This window comes from Microcystis sp. T1-4 (genome assembly GCF_000297435.1).
Taxonomy (GTDB): domain Bacteria; phylum Cyanobacteriota; class Cyanobacteriia; order Cyanobacteriales; family Microcystaceae; genus Microcystis.
Map to the genome: position 1 here is coordinate 17,719 of NZ_CAIP01000119.1, position 18,211 is coordinate 35,929.

Annotated in this window: 16 protein-coding genes; 5 read left to right on the top strand and 11 right to left on the bottom strand. The window is 46.0% G+C overall.

What is annotated here, in order from left to right; genetic code table 11:
• Positions 1-485: 485 nt before the first annotated feature.
• The 7 genes from MICAI_RS06840 to MICAI_RS06870 form a co-directional block, all read right to left on the bottom strand.
• Positions 486-1,211 (bottom strand): PEP-CTERM sorting domain-containing protein, encoded by a 726-nt coding sequence (locus MICAI_RS06840; RefSeq protein WP_008199562.1) that lies wholly within the window; start codon positions 1,209-1,211, stop codon positions 486-488.
• Between the two features lie 1,059 nt (positions 1,212-2,270).
• Positions 2,271-3,203 carry a DNA cytosine methyltransferase gene (locus MICAI_RS06845; RefSeq protein ID WP_008199563.1) on the bottom strand — a complete coding sequence of 311 codons (933 nt, stop codon included), beginning with the start codon at positions 3,201-3,203 and terminating at the stop codon, positions 2,271-2,273.
• Positions 3,204-3,269: 66 nt separating this feature from the next.
• Positions 3,270-3,488 (bottom strand): HindVP family restriction endonuclease, encoded by a 219-nt coding sequence (locus MICAI_RS26940; RefSeq protein ID WP_008199564.1) that lies wholly within the window; start codon positions 3,486-3,488, stop codon positions 3,270-3,272.
• Positions 3,488-5,647, bottom strand: coding sequence for a potassium-transporting ATPase subunit KdpB (gene kdpB / locus MICAI_RS06855; RefSeq protein ID WP_008199566.1), 2,160 nt, complete (start codon positions 5,645-5,647; stop codon positions 3,488-3,490). Before kdpB ends, MICAI_RS26940 begins: the two co-directional genes overlap by 1 nt.
• Before the next feature lie 15 nt (positions 5,648-5,662).
• Positions 5,663-7,408 (bottom strand): potassium-transporting ATPase subunit KdpA, encoded by a 1,746-nt coding sequence (gene kdpA / locus MICAI_RS06860; protein WP_039899749.1) that lies wholly within the window; start codon positions 7,406-7,408, stop codon positions 5,663-5,665.
• Between the two features lie 910 nt (positions 7,409-8,318).
• A complete protein-coding gene (locus MICAI_RS06865; RefSeq protein WP_008199569.1) occupies positions 8,319-8,669 on the bottom strand; it encodes a hypothetical protein in 351 nt (116 codons plus the stop codon).
• Positions 8,670-8,762: 93 nt separating this feature from the next.
• Positions 8,763-9,821: a tocopherol cyclase family protein gene (locus MICAI_RS06870; RefSeq protein WP_008199571.1), complete on the bottom strand. Its 1,059-nt coding sequence runs from the start codon at positions 9,819-9,821 to the stop codon at positions 8,763-8,765.
• Positions 9,822-9,823: 2 nt separating this feature from the next.
• On the opposite strand from MICAI_RS06870, the gene MICAI_RS06875 reads away from it, so the two are divergent.
• Complete coding sequence (locus tag MICAI_RS06875; protein ID WP_008199573.1) at positions 9,824-11,074, top strand: FGGY-family carbohydrate kinase; 1,251 nt, start codon at positions 9,824-9,826, stop codon at positions 11,072-11,074.
• 162 nt (positions 11,075-11,236) lie between these two features.
• Here MICAI_RS06875 and MICAI_RS06880 read toward each other — a convergent pair whose 3' ends face one another.
• Both MICAI_RS06880 and glmU read right to left on the bottom strand, forming a co-directional pair.
• On the bottom strand, positions 11,237-11,818 hold the full coding sequence (locus tag MICAI_RS06880) for a thioredoxin family protein (protein ID WP_008199574.1): 582 nt from the start codon (positions 11,816-11,818) through the stop codon (positions 11,237-11,239).
• A 146-nt stretch (positions 11,819-11,964) separates the two neighbouring features.
• Positions 11,965-13,317, bottom strand: a complete 1,353-nt coding sequence (glmU, locus tag MICAI_RS06885) for a bifunctional UDP-N-acetylglucosamine diphosphorylase/glucosamine-1-phosphate N-acetyltransferase GlmU (RefSeq protein ID WP_008199576.1) — start codon at positions 13,315-13,317, stop codon at positions 11,965-11,967.
• Positions 13,318-13,541: 224 nt separating this feature from the next.
• Between glmU and MICAI_RS27540 the strand changes: the two genes are divergently transcribed.
• The 4 genes from MICAI_RS27540 to MICAI_RS06900 all read left to right on the top strand — a co-directional run bounded on the left by MICAI_RS27540 (position 13,542) and on the right by MICAI_RS06900 (position 17,276).
• Positions 13,542-13,676 (top strand): hypothetical protein, encoded by a 135-nt coding sequence (locus tag MICAI_RS27540; protein WP_002732013.1) that lies wholly within the window; start codon positions 13,542-13,544, stop codon positions 13,674-13,676.
• A gap of 92 nt (positions 13,677-13,768) precedes the next feature.
• Positions 13,769-14,512 (top strand): DUF561 domain-containing protein, encoded by a 744-nt coding sequence (locus tag MICAI_RS06890; protein WP_008199580.1) that lies wholly within the window; start codon positions 13,769-13,771, stop codon positions 14,510-14,512.
• Positions 14,513-14,801: 289 nt separating this feature from the next.
• Positions 14,802-16,064, top strand: coding sequence for a dihydrolipoamide acetyltransferase family protein (locus tag MICAI_RS06895; RefSeq protein ID WP_008199582.1), 1,263 nt, complete (start codon positions 14,802-14,804; stop codon positions 16,062-16,064).
• Between the two features lie 264 nt (positions 16,065-16,328).
• Positions 16,329-17,276, top strand: coding sequence for a PRC-barrel domain-containing protein (locus MICAI_RS06900; RefSeq protein WP_008199584.1), 948 nt, complete (start codon positions 16,329-16,331; stop codon positions 17,274-17,276).
• A 147-nt stretch (positions 17,277-17,423) separates the two neighbouring features.
• Here MICAI_RS06900 and MICAI_RS06905 read toward each other — a convergent pair whose 3' ends face one another.
• Both MICAI_RS06905 and MICAI_RS06910 read right to left on the bottom strand, forming a co-directional pair.
• Complete coding sequence (locus tag MICAI_RS06905) at positions 17,424-17,651, bottom strand: type II toxin-antitoxin system HicA family toxin (RefSeq protein ID WP_008199586.1); 228 nt, start codon at positions 17,649-17,651, stop codon at positions 17,424-17,426.
• Positions 17,644-17,853 carry a type II toxin-antitoxin system HicB family antitoxin gene (locus MICAI_RS06910; protein WP_002734849.1) on the bottom strand — a complete coding sequence of 70 codons (210 nt, stop codon included), beginning with the start codon at positions 17,851-17,853 and terminating at the stop codon, positions 17,644-17,646. Before MICAI_RS06910 ends, MICAI_RS06905 begins: the two co-directional genes overlap by 8 nt.
• Positions 17,854-18,211: the final 358 nt, after the last annotated feature.

Consider the following 18,211-nt stretch of genomic DNA (forward strand, 5'->3'; position numbering starts at 1 on the left):
ACTTAGGGTTTGCTGAATAAGTACGGGCGAAGCATTCGGATAGAAAATCTACCTTTTCACCGATAGGTTATTGTCCGAATGCTTCGCCCCTACAGGACGCGGGCCGATGAAGACGCAAGGTTTTGAACGACGATTCTCTCAAAATCTTGCACCTGTTTCGCGAGAAAAGCCCCAAAACCTTTACTTTGCCTACATTTCAAATTTATTCAGCAAACCCTACTTAATGAACATAGGGAATTACTAACAAAACACATACCGTATAAGTTAATGCCAGTTCAGACTGGGCATAAAACAAGTCACCTTGTTTTATGCCCAGCACCTGAAGGGAAACCCGAAGAAGCAGCCGTAAAAGACCGTCAACGAGCGGAGTCGGTCTTAGAAAAAGTGGGATAGTCACAGGAAAGCTTGAGGCTCTTAAGTAGATTTAGCGCAGAAAGCGGGGGAAGCAAAACTTTATTTTCCCACTTCGTTTAAATCTACCGTTTTTATTTTAACTTCAAACCAATCCCCAACAGTCCGAAACCTAGCAATCCTAATATTGCGGAAGGTTCGGGAATAGGAGTAGGAATAGGAGTAGCGTTAAGGGTTATCAGATCGAAATTGGCCTGTACTCCCGATGAGACCAGGCGGATTTCTAATGCCTGCCCGGAGGTAACCATACTGCCACTGGTATAGTTAACGGTGACAAGTGAGAACCTGCCATCAGCAGGAGTAACACTACCGTTACTAGCTAGAAGATTACCTCCGGCCCAAAGTTCGATACTGTAACCCGGGAAAGCTTGAAAGTTTCTGTTCCCGACATAGGCCTCCAAAGTATATTGCGTCTTCGCTTGCAAAGTTGCAGTAAGTACCTGGCGGATGGTTCCCCCGTTACTGTAGGCAGTTTGAGAGCCATCGGGGATCGGGTCAGTGAAAGCACTTGTGGTCGCGGGCGCCATCATTGGGCTAAAAACCCCCTGCAAAGGAATCGGTCCAGTAGGAGGAGGAGTTAGGATCCAGTCATTGATGACATTCATGCTATAATAAGAACCACCTGACTGCATAGGAGCCATCGGGTTTTCAAAGCTATGATTCAATATGGGAATAGATGCCGCCCTAACTTGCACCTGCGGAACAATCACTAAACAGGAGGATGCGATCGCTAATTTTAACAATCCTAGCTTATCGCCACCAGCAAAAGAAATTAATTTCCTTAATATTTTTTGATTCATGGCCTTAACACTCCAGAGTAAGGTGTTTTAACATTATAATAGCATCACTTGGAGTTTTTGGCAACATTGTAACCCTAATTAACCCGTTTTTATACTAAATCCTGTTAAAGGTGATAACAATCACTCATAAGGGTGATAACAATCACTCATAAGTTAGCCAATGATAGTTAGTCAAGTTTTTAATTTCATTAGTCATTGTTTCGAGATAGTGACAACGAGTTATCACTGGACTTCCCCCCTAAGTAGTCGTGCAAAATTAATTTCCTAGTCGAGACAGGAGACAGGAGACAGGAGACAGCTATTAGGGATCGGATTTGAGTTTTCAGTTCACTGTTTCCTCACACCATGAAGTCTGAAGGAGTAGTGGTTTAGATGTGTAATTAATTTTGCTTAGGTACTTATAAACATACTAGCTATGGCTAAAAGTCTTACAGAGCCTGAGTTAAATCAATATAATACCAATGGACTACTGGACACAAAATCCTGAAGTCCTTAGACAGATAGGGTTTGAGGCAAAAATCTTCAAATTTGACTTTTCCGCCATTATAGCTTATTTCGGTGCAGAAAACCAGCAAAAACATGGCTACAGAGGGAATCCCTTACTCTAGAGATTAATGACACCATCTGTCACCATCAGGTTAGTGATCGCTATACAGCCAACTCTACGGAATCGCTCTAATCCAGATACAGTCAACGGTACAGCGATTTTCAAGCGAAAAATGTAACCAGGAGCGTCTTTTCAATTTTTTCTGAGAAGCTCCATGCAGTCAGGGTTTTGTTGATTTTTTAGTATTTATGTATGTGGGGGAAGTCTAGATAGCCATGGCCATCATTCTAGCAAATGGAGAGAATTCCCCTCCATGAGGAAATATTGCAAATTACATGGGTATATTAGGAAAAGTTAAGGGGTATATCCATTGATAGATAATGGTTTTCGGCTATTGTAGTAGATATGTATGGAAAAAGTTCAGATATACCAGAAAAATCTGCATTTTCTAGGGGATGCTTTCATAAGAATTAGAGTTTTGAGTTTTTGGGAAATTTGTTTTTGCCAGTAAATCAAGAAAATAGCTGTAGTTGTCGATAGGTTATCTTTTTCCCTTTTTTCAATTCATAGTTAAGAATACATTGGCCTACATATCTGGCCAAATTAACAGGGACAGCATTGCCAATCATTTGTTCTAGATTAGATTTTGTTCCAGCAAAAATAAAGTCTTTAGGAAAAGTTTGGATATAGCTTCTCTCGCTCGTTGTTAGCGGTCTTAATTTTTCATTAAGATGACAAGCATCACCGGGATGTTGTCGATAGGTTTTGGGAATTGGTCGATTTACTCCTCGAATAGTAGGGCTAGGTTCATAAATACTGAATATCGCCCTTCTTTGATAGCTTCTAGGATGTCTATAATAGTATTCTATATCTAATTCTTTGCCCATATAGTCAAATACAGTCAGAGGTTGACTTGATAGATTTTCATTGATCTCATCGATTAAAAAATCATCTTCTTGCTTCATTTTACCGATCAGAAAATATCTTTTTCTAGTTTGAGGAACTCCGCAGTAACAAGAATTAATAACTTTTCCAGTCAAACCATAACCATGGCTTTTAAAAATTTGTTTTGCCTGAGTGAGTATTTTACTTTTCTCAATTCTATCCACATTTTCCATAACAAACCATTGGGGACTTACTCTAGTGACAATTTCAGCGAATGTGAGCGTTAGATTCGCTCGTCCTAAACCCTCGTTTCTCTTACCGGCACTGGAAAAGTCTTGACAAGGAGGGCTGCCGACAATAATCTCAGGATTATATTGAGCCAATATTTCTTGATTAGATTCTCTAGATAAATCGACATTAAATATCGGATGACTAAAGTTATTTCTATAGACATCTATAGCAGGTATCCAATTATCAAATGCGGCCACAATAGTAAACCCCGCTTTCTGGAAACCTAAAGATAAACCACCACAACCAGCGAATAAATCGATTGTGATCATTTTGCTCCCTCCTCTAAATTGACTCTCGAAAGCATAAAATAAATTATCGTAATCGGGAGCTAGACCCTATAACTCTTGTGTACTTAACTCCGCCAGTTGAATTTTTAAATTTTCATCGAGTTTCAGATAGACATTTTTCAGTCCTTTCCCATCCAAGTAAGCGCACAAAGAAGCTGGAAATGAGGAATTAAATTGATTTTTCCCCCAGGTTTCTTTTTGGGTAAAATCCCGATTCGAGTGCTTCAATCCGAATAAACTAGGCTTAAATATTGCCGATTTTGCCATTACCTCAACCCGATCGCTGAAATTATCTCATCAATAATCTTAATAGCAATAAACGGGGCAATCACGCCCCCCACGCCGTAGATGAGGATATTGCGCCGCAATAGTTGGTCAGCGGTGAGCGGGCGAAATTGAACGCCTTTAAGTGCCAGGGGAATCAAAACGGGGATAATCAGGGCATTGTAGATCAGGGCTGAGACGATCGCCGATTGAGCGCTTTTCAAACCCATGATATTTAAAGCACCGATCCCAGCGGCAGCGAAAATTGTCGGGATAATGGCGAAATACTTAGCAATATCGTTAGCTACCGAAAACGTGGTCAGGGCGCCGCGGGTAATGAGTAACTGTTTGCCGATGGTCACTAAATCGATCAGCTTGGTCGGGTCGGAATCGAGATCCACCATATTGGCCGCCTCCTTCGCCGCTTGGGTTCCGGAGTTCATCGCCACACCGACATTAGCCTGGGCCAGTGCCGGTGCGTCATTGGTTCCGTCTCCCGTCATGGCAACTAACTTGCCCTTGGCTTGCTCGCGACGGATCACCTCGATCTTATCTTCTGGTGTGGCCTCGGCGATAAAATCATCCACCCCCGCCTCCGCCGCGATCACCGCCGCCGTGATCTGGTTGTCGCCAGTGAGCATGATCGTTCTCACACCCATGCGCCGTAATTGGTCGAAACGCTCTTTTAATCCTGGCTTCACGATGTCCTTGAGATAGATCACCCCGTAGATATCGTTACCCCGACAGACGGCCAGGGGAGTCCCCCCCAAACGGGAAACCCTTTCCTGTGCCTCATCGAGGGTCTCGGGAACAGAACCACCGCGGGAACGGACGAAACCTTTAATCGCGTCTACGGCTCCCTTACGGTATTCCTCGCCGGCCCTATCGGTGCCGCTCATGCGGGTACGAGCGGAGAATTCGATTCCCTCGCCGGGTTGGCCATCGATATCGAGGTTCGCGCCCAAATTCCGGGCTAAGGCAACGATCGAGCGTCCTTCTGGGGTTTCGTCAAAAAGGCTGGCCGCTAGACAGACCTGGGCTAATTCCTCCAGGTTATGACCGTTGACGGGGATAAATTCGTCAGCCAGCCGGTTGCCGAGGGTAATCGTTCCCGTTTTGTCGAGAAGGAGGGTATTGACATCGCCGCAGGCTTCCACCGCACGCCCGGAGGTGGCGATGACATTAAACTGAGCCACACGATCCATCCCGGCGATACCGATCGCACTCAATAAACCGCCGATCGTCGTGGGAATAAGGGCGACGAGGAGGGAGATCAAGATGGCGATACTGGAACCAGCCCGAAAAGTATCCGCGACCGCCGGCCCGAGGCTCGTTTCCAGGAAACCGGCGATATAGTTCCCGATCGAGGGAATCGTGGCCACGACGATTAAAAAGACTTGGGTTAACACGGCCAGAAGTACCGTCAGCGCGATCTCGTTGGGGGTTTTCGTGCGCTCGGCCCCTTCCACAAGGGAGATCATGCGATCGATAAAACCTTGGCCGGGATCTTGGGTGATGCGCACTGTCAACTCGTCCGAGAGAAGCCTGGTGCCACCGGTGACGGAACTGGCGATGTCAGTGCCGGGTTGTTTGAGGACGGGGGCCGATTCTCCGGTGATCGCCGATTCATCCACCGAACCGATTCCCTCGATCACTTCCCCGTCGGCGGGAATCACGTCCCCAGCCACCAGTTTTACCCGATCGCCCCGACCCAAGGCCGTGGAACTGACCGACGCGATCGAGCCGTCGGCAAGGATTTTCCGGGCCATCGTGTCGCTGCGGGTGGAGCGCAGGGCATCGGCCTGGGCTTTTCCCCGTCCCTCGGCGATCGCCTCGGCGAAGTTGGCAAACAGCACCGTGAAGAAGAGGATCAGGGTGATGATGCCGTTAAGTAGCCGTTGTTGTCCCCTATCCCCTGCGATCGTGCCGAATAGATGCGGGTCGATCGTCACCAAGGCCGTGACGATCGTTCCTAACCAGACCACGAACAGGACCGGGTTACGCACGGCGATGCGCGGGTCGAGTTTGAGGAAGGACTGCCGGATCGCGCTTTGATAGAGACCGGTCCGGTTGACCTTGGGGGTGTGGTGGCGGTCGTCCCGGCGACCTCTCGGCACTCGCAACGGGCGGGAGGATTTAGAATTTCCTTTGTTCGTTCTCATAAATTATCCCAACTCCTAGCCGATCATCCGGGTGATTTGAAAGGCTTCCGCAATCGGCCCGAGGGCCAATATCGGCAAGAAAGTGAGCGCACCGAGAATTAAAATCACCCCCGCCGTCACGCCGGTAAAGAGTCCAGTATCGGTGCGGAGGGTTCCGGTGGTGGCAGGAACCGGTTGTTTGCGGGACATCCCATCGGCTAACAAGAGCAGGGCGGCGATCGGGATATACCGTCCGGCGAGTAAACTGAAGGAGGCGCTTAGATTCCACCAGAGAGCGGTAATCGTCGGTTTGGCACCAGCCGCGATCGCAAGCGGTGCGGGTTGGGAGTCCCCCAGTCCCTCGAATCCCGACCCGTTATTGGCGGCGGCGGAAGCGTACTCGTAGATAACTTGAGATAATCCGTGAAAGCCGGGGTTACTGATGCCCTGAAAGTCGGGAAAGGCAAGGGCGATCGCTCCGGGGATGAGGATGGCGATCGGGTGAACCAGCAGAATTAAAAAACTCGCTAACACCACTTCCCGCTTCTCGATTTTGCGCCCGAACAATTCGGGGGTTCTTCCCACCATTAGCCCGGTGACGAATACCGCTAGGATCAGATAGGCGAACAGGTAGGCTGTGCCGGTTCCCTGGCCGCCGAAGACGATTTGCAGGAACAGATTCGAGAGGGTGGCGAAGCCGCCGTTCGGCATCAAGGAATCGTGCATGGCGATCACAGCACCGCACATGGTGGCCGTGGTAGTTACCGCGTACAGGGCCGATTGCGCCCAACCGAAGCGTACTTCTTTACCCTCGAAGTTAACCGCTCGATCAACCCCTAGCAGCGAGTTAACCGCCTGGTTGCCGTTATATTCCCCGATCGCTGTGATGATCGTAAAGCCGATGAAGATACCGAGGGGAATTAGATAGATTAACCGAGCTTGCTTGAGATTATCGGCGAAAACCCCGTAGGTATAGATCAGGGAGGTGGGAATCGAGAGAATCGCTACCAACTGCACCAGATTGACGAATCCGTTCGGGTTTTCAAAGGGGTGGGCCGAGTTGCTGGCAAAAAAGCCGCCGCCGTTTTCTCCCAATTCCTTAATAATCTCGAAGTGGGCCACTGGACCGCGGGCGATCGCCTGACTGAGGTTGGGGTTTTCTAGCGTCGGCAAGATCGCCGGGCCCGCGAGGGTTTCCGGGACTCCGGCGATGATCAGGGCAATTGCCCCCACGATCGAGATCGGTAAGAGGATACGGGTGATCGCTCGGATCAGATCCACATAGAAATTGCCCAACGGTCGCCCCGTCAGTCCCCGAATAAAGGCGATCCCCACCGCTAGACCGGTTCCGGCCGAGGTGAACATCTGGTAGCCGAGACCCCAGATCTGACTCCCATAGCTGAGGGTGGTTTCTCCGGAATAATGCTGTTGGTCGCTGTTGGTGATAAAGGAAATCGTTGTATGTAGCGTGGTGTCCCAAGTGGGGGCGGGGATCGCCGTCGGGTTGAGGGGAAGGACTCCTTGGCCGGCAATCAGGGAAAAAACCAGAATTGCTATTACCGCATTACTGTAGAGAAGGGCGCAGAGGTACTGCCAGCCGGTCATATTCTCTTTCCTTTTCACCCCGACGAAGCTGTAAAGAAGACTCTCGGCTCGATCGCACAGTGGGTCGAGTAGGGTTCTCTGTTCCATAAAAACCCTAGCCATATACCGCCCGAAAAAGGGGGTGATTGCCACGATTATCAGGATCGTGAGCGCGATTTGAATCCATCCTTGCAGCATGGTTCGATCAACTCCAAAAAAAGACCAGTGGTCGGGATGATTATAGCGATTTGTCGCACCTTGACAAGCTAAGTAGGTAGGCACAATTATTTGTAGGATGGGTTAGCGGTAGCGTAACCCATGCGGGCGTTGGGTTTCATGCTTCAACCCAACCTACGTTCATTTTATATTTAATTCCACCCACCTACTTATATTTTTTCCGTTCGTTATCCTATCAGCTTTTACGCACTTATACAGAAATACTGACAATTAGCAATTATCAGTGACTCTTAGGATTTTACCTCACCAGTGGCTGAACAAACAGGAATAATTATGCAAACGCCATCGTAATTTTTAATTAGGTAGGTGTTAAAAATTGTCCGCTTCCCCCCCCCTATCTATTATTCACATATTTCTTAACATAAAATTTGACAAAAAGAGCCAAGTGTGCAAGACGGCTTAAGGTGGTTCTATCGGGTAACTAATTTGATGTAAATAGTTTCCAAGTCTCGCCGATATCATGTAAGGGATGTTCTTTGATAATTTCTACTCTACTTTTGACTTGGGCAGCCCTTAGCTCTCAAGGTTAAAAGTGAGGTGATGGCTATTAATCATCTGTGCCATTATTTTTGAAAAGTATTATTAATTAGGGTTGGCTGAATAAATGTGAAATATAGACTCCGAATGCTTCGCACCTACTTTTTGCAGCAAACCCTAAATTATTATTAAAAAAATACCAAAATTTACCTCTCTAAAACTTAACTAAAAAAGCCTATTTTTTGACTTTAAAATAATTTTTCAACCAGACTCAGCGACCGATTCGGTTTCTGAGGAGAGATTTATAAAGTTTTTTATAGCAATAAAGCATAAACTGATGAGGTATTATCCTCTAAATACTAGCTTCTAACTCCTGAAAAGGGAGACTTTCCACCTAGCCATTAAAATAACTGCTATCCCACCTTTCAGAATATGGTTTTGTGGGAATATTGTCTTCATCTTCCACTTCTGTCTGCGCTACATAATAAAATTTTAGCTCATGCAGCCTATCAGTGATCGCTCTTTCTACAGCAATTTTTATTCTTAATCTTCGGGTGTGGTTATCGTGATATTTCTCTCCCAAAGTTTTGAGGCTACGGGGCAGAATTTGGATAGCATTATTAATGATTTGATCGATTTTAATCTCTGGGAGATATTCGCCAAAAGAAGCCGGTAAACTCCCCAGCTGTTCCTGCACTTCTGCTATCACTAATTGCTCAACAAAATTAAGAGAAGGTCGGTTCATAAAACAATTTTTGGGTACTCAAAAACTGACCCCATTTTAATACCGAACGATCAAGAATAGGGTGATATTATGCCGTCACCATGGTGATTTAACTCACTGTTTTATCCAAGCTGATGGCCAAATACCGCCAATTTCGAGACCAGCTAGACCACTAGAGGCATCTATAATGGTTTTACCGCGACTATCAGCCAATTTTATCGATAATTTACCTTTGAGGGTATCTTGACAAGCAAAACAGAGACCTTTTTCCGTGGGTACACGCACGCGATCGGGAGGATGATCACTGATGCCGATTAAGACAATGGTATAATTCTCGTTGCTTGCCCTCATTTCCCAGTATCCCCAGGGTTGCACTGTCCAAGTTAGTTGAGAATTCCAGATATCAAACTTATAAAAGCGATTTTGCCAGTGAATACCGATAATTCCCACCGATTCCGTCCATTTAAGAACTTTCCGGGTAGAACCCACTGCGGTTAAGGTTAAATCGGGATTTTCAGGGAAAGCATTACAATTAATCCAAAACCACTTTTCCGGGAAAGAATAACCCCAATTTTTCTCGCTATAAAAAGGTACATTCTCAAATTGGTAATTTTTTCCCCGATGGGTAATCATTCCCGTTGCTAAAGCATGAGCAGTTAAAATCTGCCAACCCGGGTCAAAAATCGGTAAATAAGATAATATTCCTGCTGTTGCTTGGGGTGGACGCTTTTTATCTCCCCAACTGTACCTAGTTTCAACGTGATAATCCCATTGACAGATTTCTCCGGTGACAGGATCATAAATTCGTCCTTGCTGCTGGTGTGCCGTTGCTTGATAACCTTCTCGAATAGACTCAAAAAAATCTGACGGGGAAAGCAGACAGGGACGGGTTTTTAAGTTAGTTTTTCCCCAATGGATAATGGCTAATTGCTGACGACTTGCCCAAAATTTATCCGTATCGGGAAAAGTGCGACAAAGATAATCAGATTCTATGGCTAAAATTTGCACCGCTCCGCCGCTATTGACTTGACCGCCGCTTGGGTCTTGAATAGAATACATAAAGGCGAATCCGTCGGCTAATTGCGGAATCATGACTCGGAAGTACCAACCTTCAAAGAATCGAGGAGTGATACCATCCCAATGGTAGCCAGAATGAGGGGGTTGTGAAGACATCTATGGGTTTATCTTTAGGTATTGATTTTGGCACGTCGGGAGCGCGAGCGATTGCTATTGATTCTAGCAAAAATATCGTCGCTGAGGTTCATTATCCCTTCACTAATGCCAATTTTCAGGATTGGCAAAAGTCCCTATTTTATTTATTGGATAATCTAGGGGATTCGGTGCGTTCAGAACTTAAATCGATCGCGATTAATGGTACTTCCTCGACGGTGTTATTATGTGATAATTGGGGTAATCCTCTTTCTGAGGCCATATTATACAATGACGGGCGAGGAATTGGGTTTTTAGAAGCAATTAAAGCCATTGCACCCCCTCACCATCCCGTGATTAGTGCCACCTCCAGTTTAGCCAAATTATTTTGGTGGAGTCAGCAAGAAATTTTTTCCCAAGCGCGTTATTTTCTCTCGCAAGCGGATTGGTTAGCATTTCTGCTGCACGGTAAACTGGGAATTAGTGATTATCACAATGCCTTAAAGTTAGGTTATGATCTCGAAAATCTCTGTTATCCCCATTGGTTAGAGAATTTACCGATGTTTAATTTATTACCGCAAATTTTTGCCCCGGGTACAGCGATCGATACTATTAAACCAGATTTAGTGACTTGTTTTGCTATCCCGAAAGATTGTTTAATTTATACGGGAACCACCGACAGCATAGCGGCATTTTTAGCCAGTGGTGCTAATTCTTTAGGGGCTGCAGTGACATCTTTAGGTTCAACTTTAGTTTTAAAATTATTAAGTAGCCAGAGAGTTGATGATAGTAACTATGGCATCTATAGTCATCGCTTAGGAAATTTGTGGTTAACCGGTGGGGCATCGAATACGGGAGGAGCGGTGTTAAAGAAGTTTTTTTCTGATCAAGAATTGAGAAATTATAGTTTAGCAATAGATGGACAAAAAGAAAGTAATTTAGATTATTATCCCCTCCTAAAAGCTGGCGAGCGCTTTCCCATTAATGATCCTTTTTTACCCGCAAAACTGACTCCCCGCCCCGATAATCCTCTAGAATTTTTGCATGGTTTACTAGAAAGTATTGCTCGCATTGAAGCTTTAGGTTATCAGCGTTTACAGGCATTGGGAGCCAATAAATTAGAGCGAGTTTATAGTGCGGGTGGTGGGGCAAAAAATCCGACTTGGAGAATAATTCGTCAGCGTCATTTAGGGGTTCCCGTGCTTTTATCTCAACAGGATCAAGCGGCCTATGGTACTGCCCTATTAGCACAGCAATCGGTTACGCTCTTGAAATAGTCTCATAGGTAGGGTTTGCGGCAAAAAGTTTGTTGGTGGGGTTAGGAGTCGGTCGTTAGGAGATAGGAGATAGGGTGATACGGTTTTGGGGCGATAGGGTGATGAGACAGCTTCCCCACTTCCCCACTTCCCCACTTCCCCACACCCTACACCCTTCGTTAATTAACCATAATAGGGTGGCTCATTACCCGGTTTCCATTTGATATTACAGCCTAAACTGGGTTTTTGGTTCGTCGGCACCGGTTGACCGGCTAAAACCTTGTCAATAGCGGTGCGGAGATCTTTGCCTGTCACCGGTACGCCATTACTAGGACGACTATCATCCAATTGACCGCGATAGACTAGAATGCGCTGACTATCAAAGAGGAAAAAATCCGGAGTACAGGCTGCTGTGTAAGCTTTCGCCACTTCTTGGCTTTCGTCATAGCATAAATTGAATTTAAAGTCAAGAGTTATCGCCATTTTTTTCAAATTTTCGGGCGAATCATCGGGATATTTCTCCACGTCATTAGAACTAATGGCGAGGATGCCCAGATTGGTGTTAGCATAATCGCGACCTAGACGGGTAAGTTCTTCTTGAATGTGTTTAACAAAGGGACAATGTTCACAGAGGAAGATGACTAACAGAGCGGTTTTAGCCGCAAAGCTGTCCAGAGAAATAGTTTCACCCGAAACCACATCGGGTAAGGCAAAACTGGGAGCTTTTGTCCCCAGATCTAACATTGTGGACTCGGTGCGTGCCATAAAGTTTCTACTCTTTTCTATAGGGAGGACTGAGATTTTTATAGCATTTCATGCTTCATCGCGCAAATTTAACGCCTTAATCAGCATCAGTGAACAGTAAACAGTGAACTGATAACTGATAACTGATAACTGATAACTGCCATAACCTACTGAAACTGATTTGGCCAATTTTCGATCACACGCTGACTTTCGCGAGCAATAACTAAAGCGTTATCGGGGACATTTTTAGTGATAGTTGAACCAGCGGCCACGGTGACATTTTTTCCTAATTCTAGAGGAGCTACTAGAACACTATTTGCGCCAGTTTTTGTGCCACTGCCGATCATAGTTTGGTGTTTTTTCACGCCATCGTAATTAGCAGTAATGGTTCCCGCACCCACGTTAACTTTTTCCCCTAAAGTGGCATCTCCCAGATAGGATAAATGGGCAATATTGGTTTTATTGCCGATGTCACTTTTTTTAATTTCAACAAAATTACCGACTCGACAATTAGCCCCAATTTTCGCTTCTCCACGCAAATGAGCATAGGGACCAATACGACAACCAGAATCCACCTGACTATCAGAAATAACCGAAAATAAGACCGTCACATCGCTGCCTATCTGACTATTTTCGATTAAACTCCCAGGACCTATACGACAACCGGAAGCAATTATCGTCTTGCCGCGCAGATGGGTTTGGGGTTCAATAATCACATCGGCACTGAGGGTGACAGTATCCTCAATGGTGACACTATCGGGGTCAATAATGGTGACTCCGGCGGCCATCCAATCATCTTTGACTCTAGTTTGCAGGATATCATAGGCGGCGGCCAATTGTTTGCGATCGTTAATGCCGCTAATTTCTAAACAATCCTCCACATCCACAGCCATGACGGGATCGAGAAAATTGACCACATCCGTGAGATAATACTCACCTTGATCGTTATTGGGCGTTAAATTAGGCAGTATATCCGCTAATTTTGACCAATTAAAGCAGTATATACCCCCATTAATCCGGTGGTTTTGTCGTTGGCCATCGGTACAGTCTCTTTCTTCCACAATCTCCTTAACGAGATTATTGCCATCACAAAAAACTCGACCGTAACCTTTCGGGTTAGGGAGGTTAGCAGTTAAGAGGGTGGCAGCGTTACCATGGTCTTGATGAATCTGGAGAAGATTTTGCAAGGTTTCAGGACGCAACAGGGGAACATCGCCATTTAAGACCAACAAATCCCCCTGAAAGTCCTCTAAATGGGGGATTAACTGCTGAATAGCATGGCCAGTGCCTAACTGTTCCTTTTGTTCGACAAATTCGATATCCGCAAGATGCTGTAGAGTATTTCGCACCTGTTCTCCCTGATAACCGATAATTACCAGTTTTCGCTGGGGATGTAAGGATTCGCTGACATTAAGCACCCGTTCCACTAGCGAGCGACTGCCGAGGGGATGTAAAACTTTCGGAAGGCTGGACTTCATTCGGGTTCCCTTACCCGCCGCTAAAATTGCTACCGCTACCATGGTCATGCTTGCCAATATCGTTCGCGACTGAGTATATCGCACTACGATCCCTTTGGTTGCAAGAATTTTTCCCCTCTTTCATCCTGTGCCAGTTGAGAAACTACCATAAAAAGGTTTTCTTTAAGACATTGTTAAGGTACAATACACAAATTGAAACAATTAAACATAATTAGCACTCTATAGATACCGCTATGACAACTGTACTAACAAAGGAATCGTCCGCCATGAAACAGATTCGCACCACCTACCAGGCTGACCAACAGGTTAAATACCTGCATCTGGAAGCGGAAATCGAGGTACTGCTGCAACAACTGCAAAACCTCAAGCGTAAAAACCAAGAGAATCAACACCTAAATTAAAGAAAATTTCCCTAAGAATTCTCAAATCCCACCCTCTTATCGGCGAGAAGGTGGGAAAATGTTTTTTGAGAATTCCAGATAGGTGTAGATTAATGATCAATTTTGCCTTACAGCAAGCCTTCGCCCGTCGTCATGCCCTGAAAGTGATCAGTGGGTTAAATAATTTCGATCGCTCGCAGGTTCTCTCAGTAGTTAAAGCTGCTACAGCCGGAGGAGCAACTTTCGTCGATATTGCCGCTAATGCTGACCTAATTCGGGCAGTAAAAGCCTTGACAAATTTACCCGTGTGTGTATCGGCCGTTGAACCAGAATTGTTGGTGATGGCAGTGGATGCAGGAGCAGATTTAATTGAGATCGGTAATTTCGATAGTTTTTATGCCCAAGGACGCATTTTTGAAGCGGCGGAAGTTTTAGCCCTCACCCGTCAAACTCGCGACTTACTGCCCGAAATTACCCTGTCTGTGACAGTTCCCCATTTCCTACCCCTCGATGAACAGGTGAGACTAGCAGAAGCTTTAGTTAGTCAGGGTGCCGATATCATTCAAACCGAAGGCGGCACTAGCAGTCAACCCCGTCACGCCGGTATTTTGGGACTGATTGAAAAAGCCGCCCCGACTTTAGCGGCAGCCCACGCTATTTCCCATGCGGTTAAGGTTCCCGTCCTCTGCGCTTCCGGTTTATCCAGCGTTACCGCTCCTATGGCGATCGCTGCTGGAGCGGCCGGTATCGGTGTGGGTTCGGCGATCAATCAATTGGATAATGAAGTGGCCATGGTGGCAGCCGTGCGCGGTTTAGTCGAATCTCTGCAAGCACAACCGGTCTATATTGCCAACTAGAACAAATTTTGTCTAGATACGACGGAGAAGGGGCCGTTTTCCCTTCTCTTTTTCTCTCTGTCACCAGTTATCAGTATTCGGGAGTCAGGAGTCAGGAGGCGGTCGTCAGGAGTCAGAAGTCAGGAGATAGGAGATTATTTTATTTATTCTCCCCACACCCCACACCCCAATTCATAATTCATAATTCATAATTTATAATTCCCACACCCCACTTCCCCACACCCCCAACCCCATCAACTGTGGTAAAATGCGCTATGGCTCAAAACATTAGAGATAGAAGCACTCCACCATGATTCGAGATATCTTCATGCCCGCGCTCAGTTCCACCATGACCGAAGGAAAAATAGTTTCTTGGGTGAAGTCCCCCGGGGAAAAAGTCAGCAAAGGGGAAACGGTGTTAGTGGTCGAATCCGACAAAGCCGACATGGACGTAGAATCGTTTTATGATGGCTATCTCGCTGTAATTTTAGTCGAAGCTGGCCAGGAAGCACCCGTGGGGGAAGCGATCGCCTATATTGCCGAAACTGAAGAGGAAATTGAACTGGCCAAAGCTCAGGGAAAAACCGCCGCAACCGCCCCTAGCAAGCCTGTAGAGACCCCAGAAATCGCTCCGCCTCCCGTTTCGATCCCCGTCGCCGCCGTTAAAGATAATGGCCGTTTAGTCGCCTCCCCCAGGGCCAAAAAACTGGCTAAAGAATTAAAGGTAGATCTGAAAACCCTAGTGGGTAGCGGTCCCCACGGACGAATTACCGCCGAAGACGTAGAAAAAGCGACAGGAAAAGTCAGCACCGCCCCCGCTCCCGTCATTACTCCCCCGCAACCCGTCAGTGTGCCTGTAGCGGCTCCTAAAGCCCCGATTCCAGCCAGCGCCCCAGTCGTCGGTCGGACTGTTCCCCTCACCACTCTACAAAAAGCCGTTGCCCAGAATATGTCGGTTAGCCTACAGGTTCCCACCTTCCAAGTGGGCTACACTATCACCACCGACCCACTGGATCAACTCTATCAACAGCTAAAATCCAAGGGTGTCACCATGACGGCCCTGTTAGCAAAAGCAGTAGCCAACACCCTCGCTAAACATCCTATAGTTAATGCCAGCTATAGCGACGCAGGAATTCAATACCACGGGGCGATTAACGTGGCCGTAGCCGTAGCTATGCCCGATGGTGGCTTAATTACGCCGGTTTTGCGCTCTGCTAACCAGATGGATATCTATTCCCTCTCCCGCAGTTGGAAAGATTTAGTCGATCGCGCCCGCAGTAAACAACTGCAACCAGAAGAATACAATAGCGGTACTTTTACCATTTCTAATCTGGGAATGTTCGGAGTAGATCGCTTTACCGCTATCTTACCCCCCAACCAAGGCGCAATCCTGGCCGTGGGTGCTTCCCGTCCCCAAATCGTCGTCCACAATAATGGTTTATTCGGAGTGCAAAAACAGATGACGGTTAATCTCACCAGTGACCACCGAGTCATCTACGGGGCCGATGCGGCCTCCTTCTTGCAAGACTTAGCTAAACTGATCGAAACTGAGGTGCAGTCTTTAACTATGTAATCAGAATCTAGACAGCAGGAGTCAAGGGAGTTTCTCTCTAGCTCCTGCTTTGTTGTCACTAAAAAAATGTAAAGAATTAGCTAAAATAGGTTTAACCTTATCTATCACCCCAAACTATCGCCCAAACAAGGCCAAAAAAAGTGTTAATCTCAGGGAACTTTAAGATCTAAGCTAATATCGGTAAATTAACCCCCGATCTCGCCCTATATATTAAGCCTACACTAATTCGTATTCCCACGCCCTAACGCCTACCCATAGGAAAAAATGATCACAGAGAATAGTCGCTTACGTTCAGAATTTTTAAATACACAGGTTATCACTCGCAATACAGGCAAAAAACTCGGCGTTGTTAAAGATATCCTAGTAGATATCGATCAACGAGAAGTGGTTGCCCTAGGACTCCGCGATAATATCCTCTCCCTGTCGGGAATGCCTCAATATATGTATTTATCGAGCATCAGTCAGACGGGAGACGTGGTTCTTGTTGAAGATGATAACGTCTTGGAATCCGTCGATATCGATGCTTATACTCCCTTAATCGGTAGTGACGTGATCACGGAAACCGGCGAACCTTTAGGCAAAGTCCGCGATTATCAATTTGATCCCCTTAGTGGTCAATTACATTCCATTGTCATCGCTTCCCTGGGATTGCCTCTTATCCCCGAACAATTGATCAGTACCTACGAAATTTCTATTGAAGAAGTGGTTAGCAGCGGTCCGAATCGCTTAATCGTCTTTGAAGGGGCCGAGGAACGTCTCACGCAGGTTAGTGTGGGGGTTTTGGAACGTTTGGGTATTGGTCGTCCCCCCTGGGAAAGAGAAGAGGAAGAAGCTTATTATACCCCCGCTGCTCGTCCAGAAAATCAGTTAGGTACGGGCATTCCCCTCCGCACCCCCGTGGAGGCCGCTAAACCCGTTGAGGAACGCTGGAGTGAGGATGAATGGGAAAAAGAACCCCTGCGTGCCAATCCCCCACCGCAAAAACGGGCCGAGGCTCGTTATTATGAGGAAGAATACGAGGAAGAAGAAGATAACTGGGGAGAAGCTCGCTCAGAACGCGCAGAAAGCTTTTCTCGTCCTCAGTACGACGATTACCAAGATAAGGCCGAGGATGATATGTGGGATGATGACGTGGAACCGGATTACAATCCCCCCCGGATCAATATCACCGAGAAGAAAAAGGAAAGAATCCCCGAATACGAAGACGGTTAATCTTTGACAGTCCCCCTATCCATTAGTTACACATTTCTTAACATAAAATTTGACAAAAAAAGAAAAGTGTGCTATGTGGACAAAGGGGGTTCTCTGGGGGGACTAAATATTTTTGGGATCACGTCGAGTGCATTGATTTGTCAGACCTTATAGATGTTCAATGAACTCTTCAACTGTGACTTGGGCTTGTTTCAGAATTCCACTTAATGTACCAACCTTCAATTCCTGATGTACAGGGACAACACAACCGATTTTGCCCTCTTCGGTTTCTTTCTTCATCACAACATGGCTACCTGTTTGACGAACTTGCTCGAAGCCTAAGCGTTCAAGAGATCTAATTGCCTCCCCACTAGAGATTCGTGGCAGCTTAGGCATAACTAACCTCAATACTGGTCACAAATCTAGGGGATGTTTCTGGTAAGGTAAATTCCTCTAGGTAAAGCCGTGTGGCTTCTTTCAATCCAGCAATCGCCTGCTCAATTGTTTCTCCTTGATCTACTGTGCCAACTTCTGGACATTCAGCAATGTACATATTATCTTCTTTGTACAAAATAACAGTAAAGATGCGATTTTTCATGGTGTCTTATCATCTCCGGCTTACTCTGAAAATCATAACATAACTATTTCCTAATCGTTTGGTTAGAAAATAGTTATGTTTCCTGATCATTGACCCAACTCAAGCTTTTTGAAAAACTCTATAAGATATTAAGTTATTAGTAATTAATCCAATATTGTCCCACCTTCCTAGAATTGAGTGAGAAGATTGTGCAAAAACAAGCGTAGAGTTGATTAATCATTGAAATAAATTTGCCCCAATCAAACCGACTCGATGAACTGCTCGATGTCCGATTCTTACGAACCAAATTTGAGCATAGGTCAATCGGGCTAAAAGTTGATCGGAAGCTGTGAGGCTGTCTTTTGCTACTTCAAAAGCC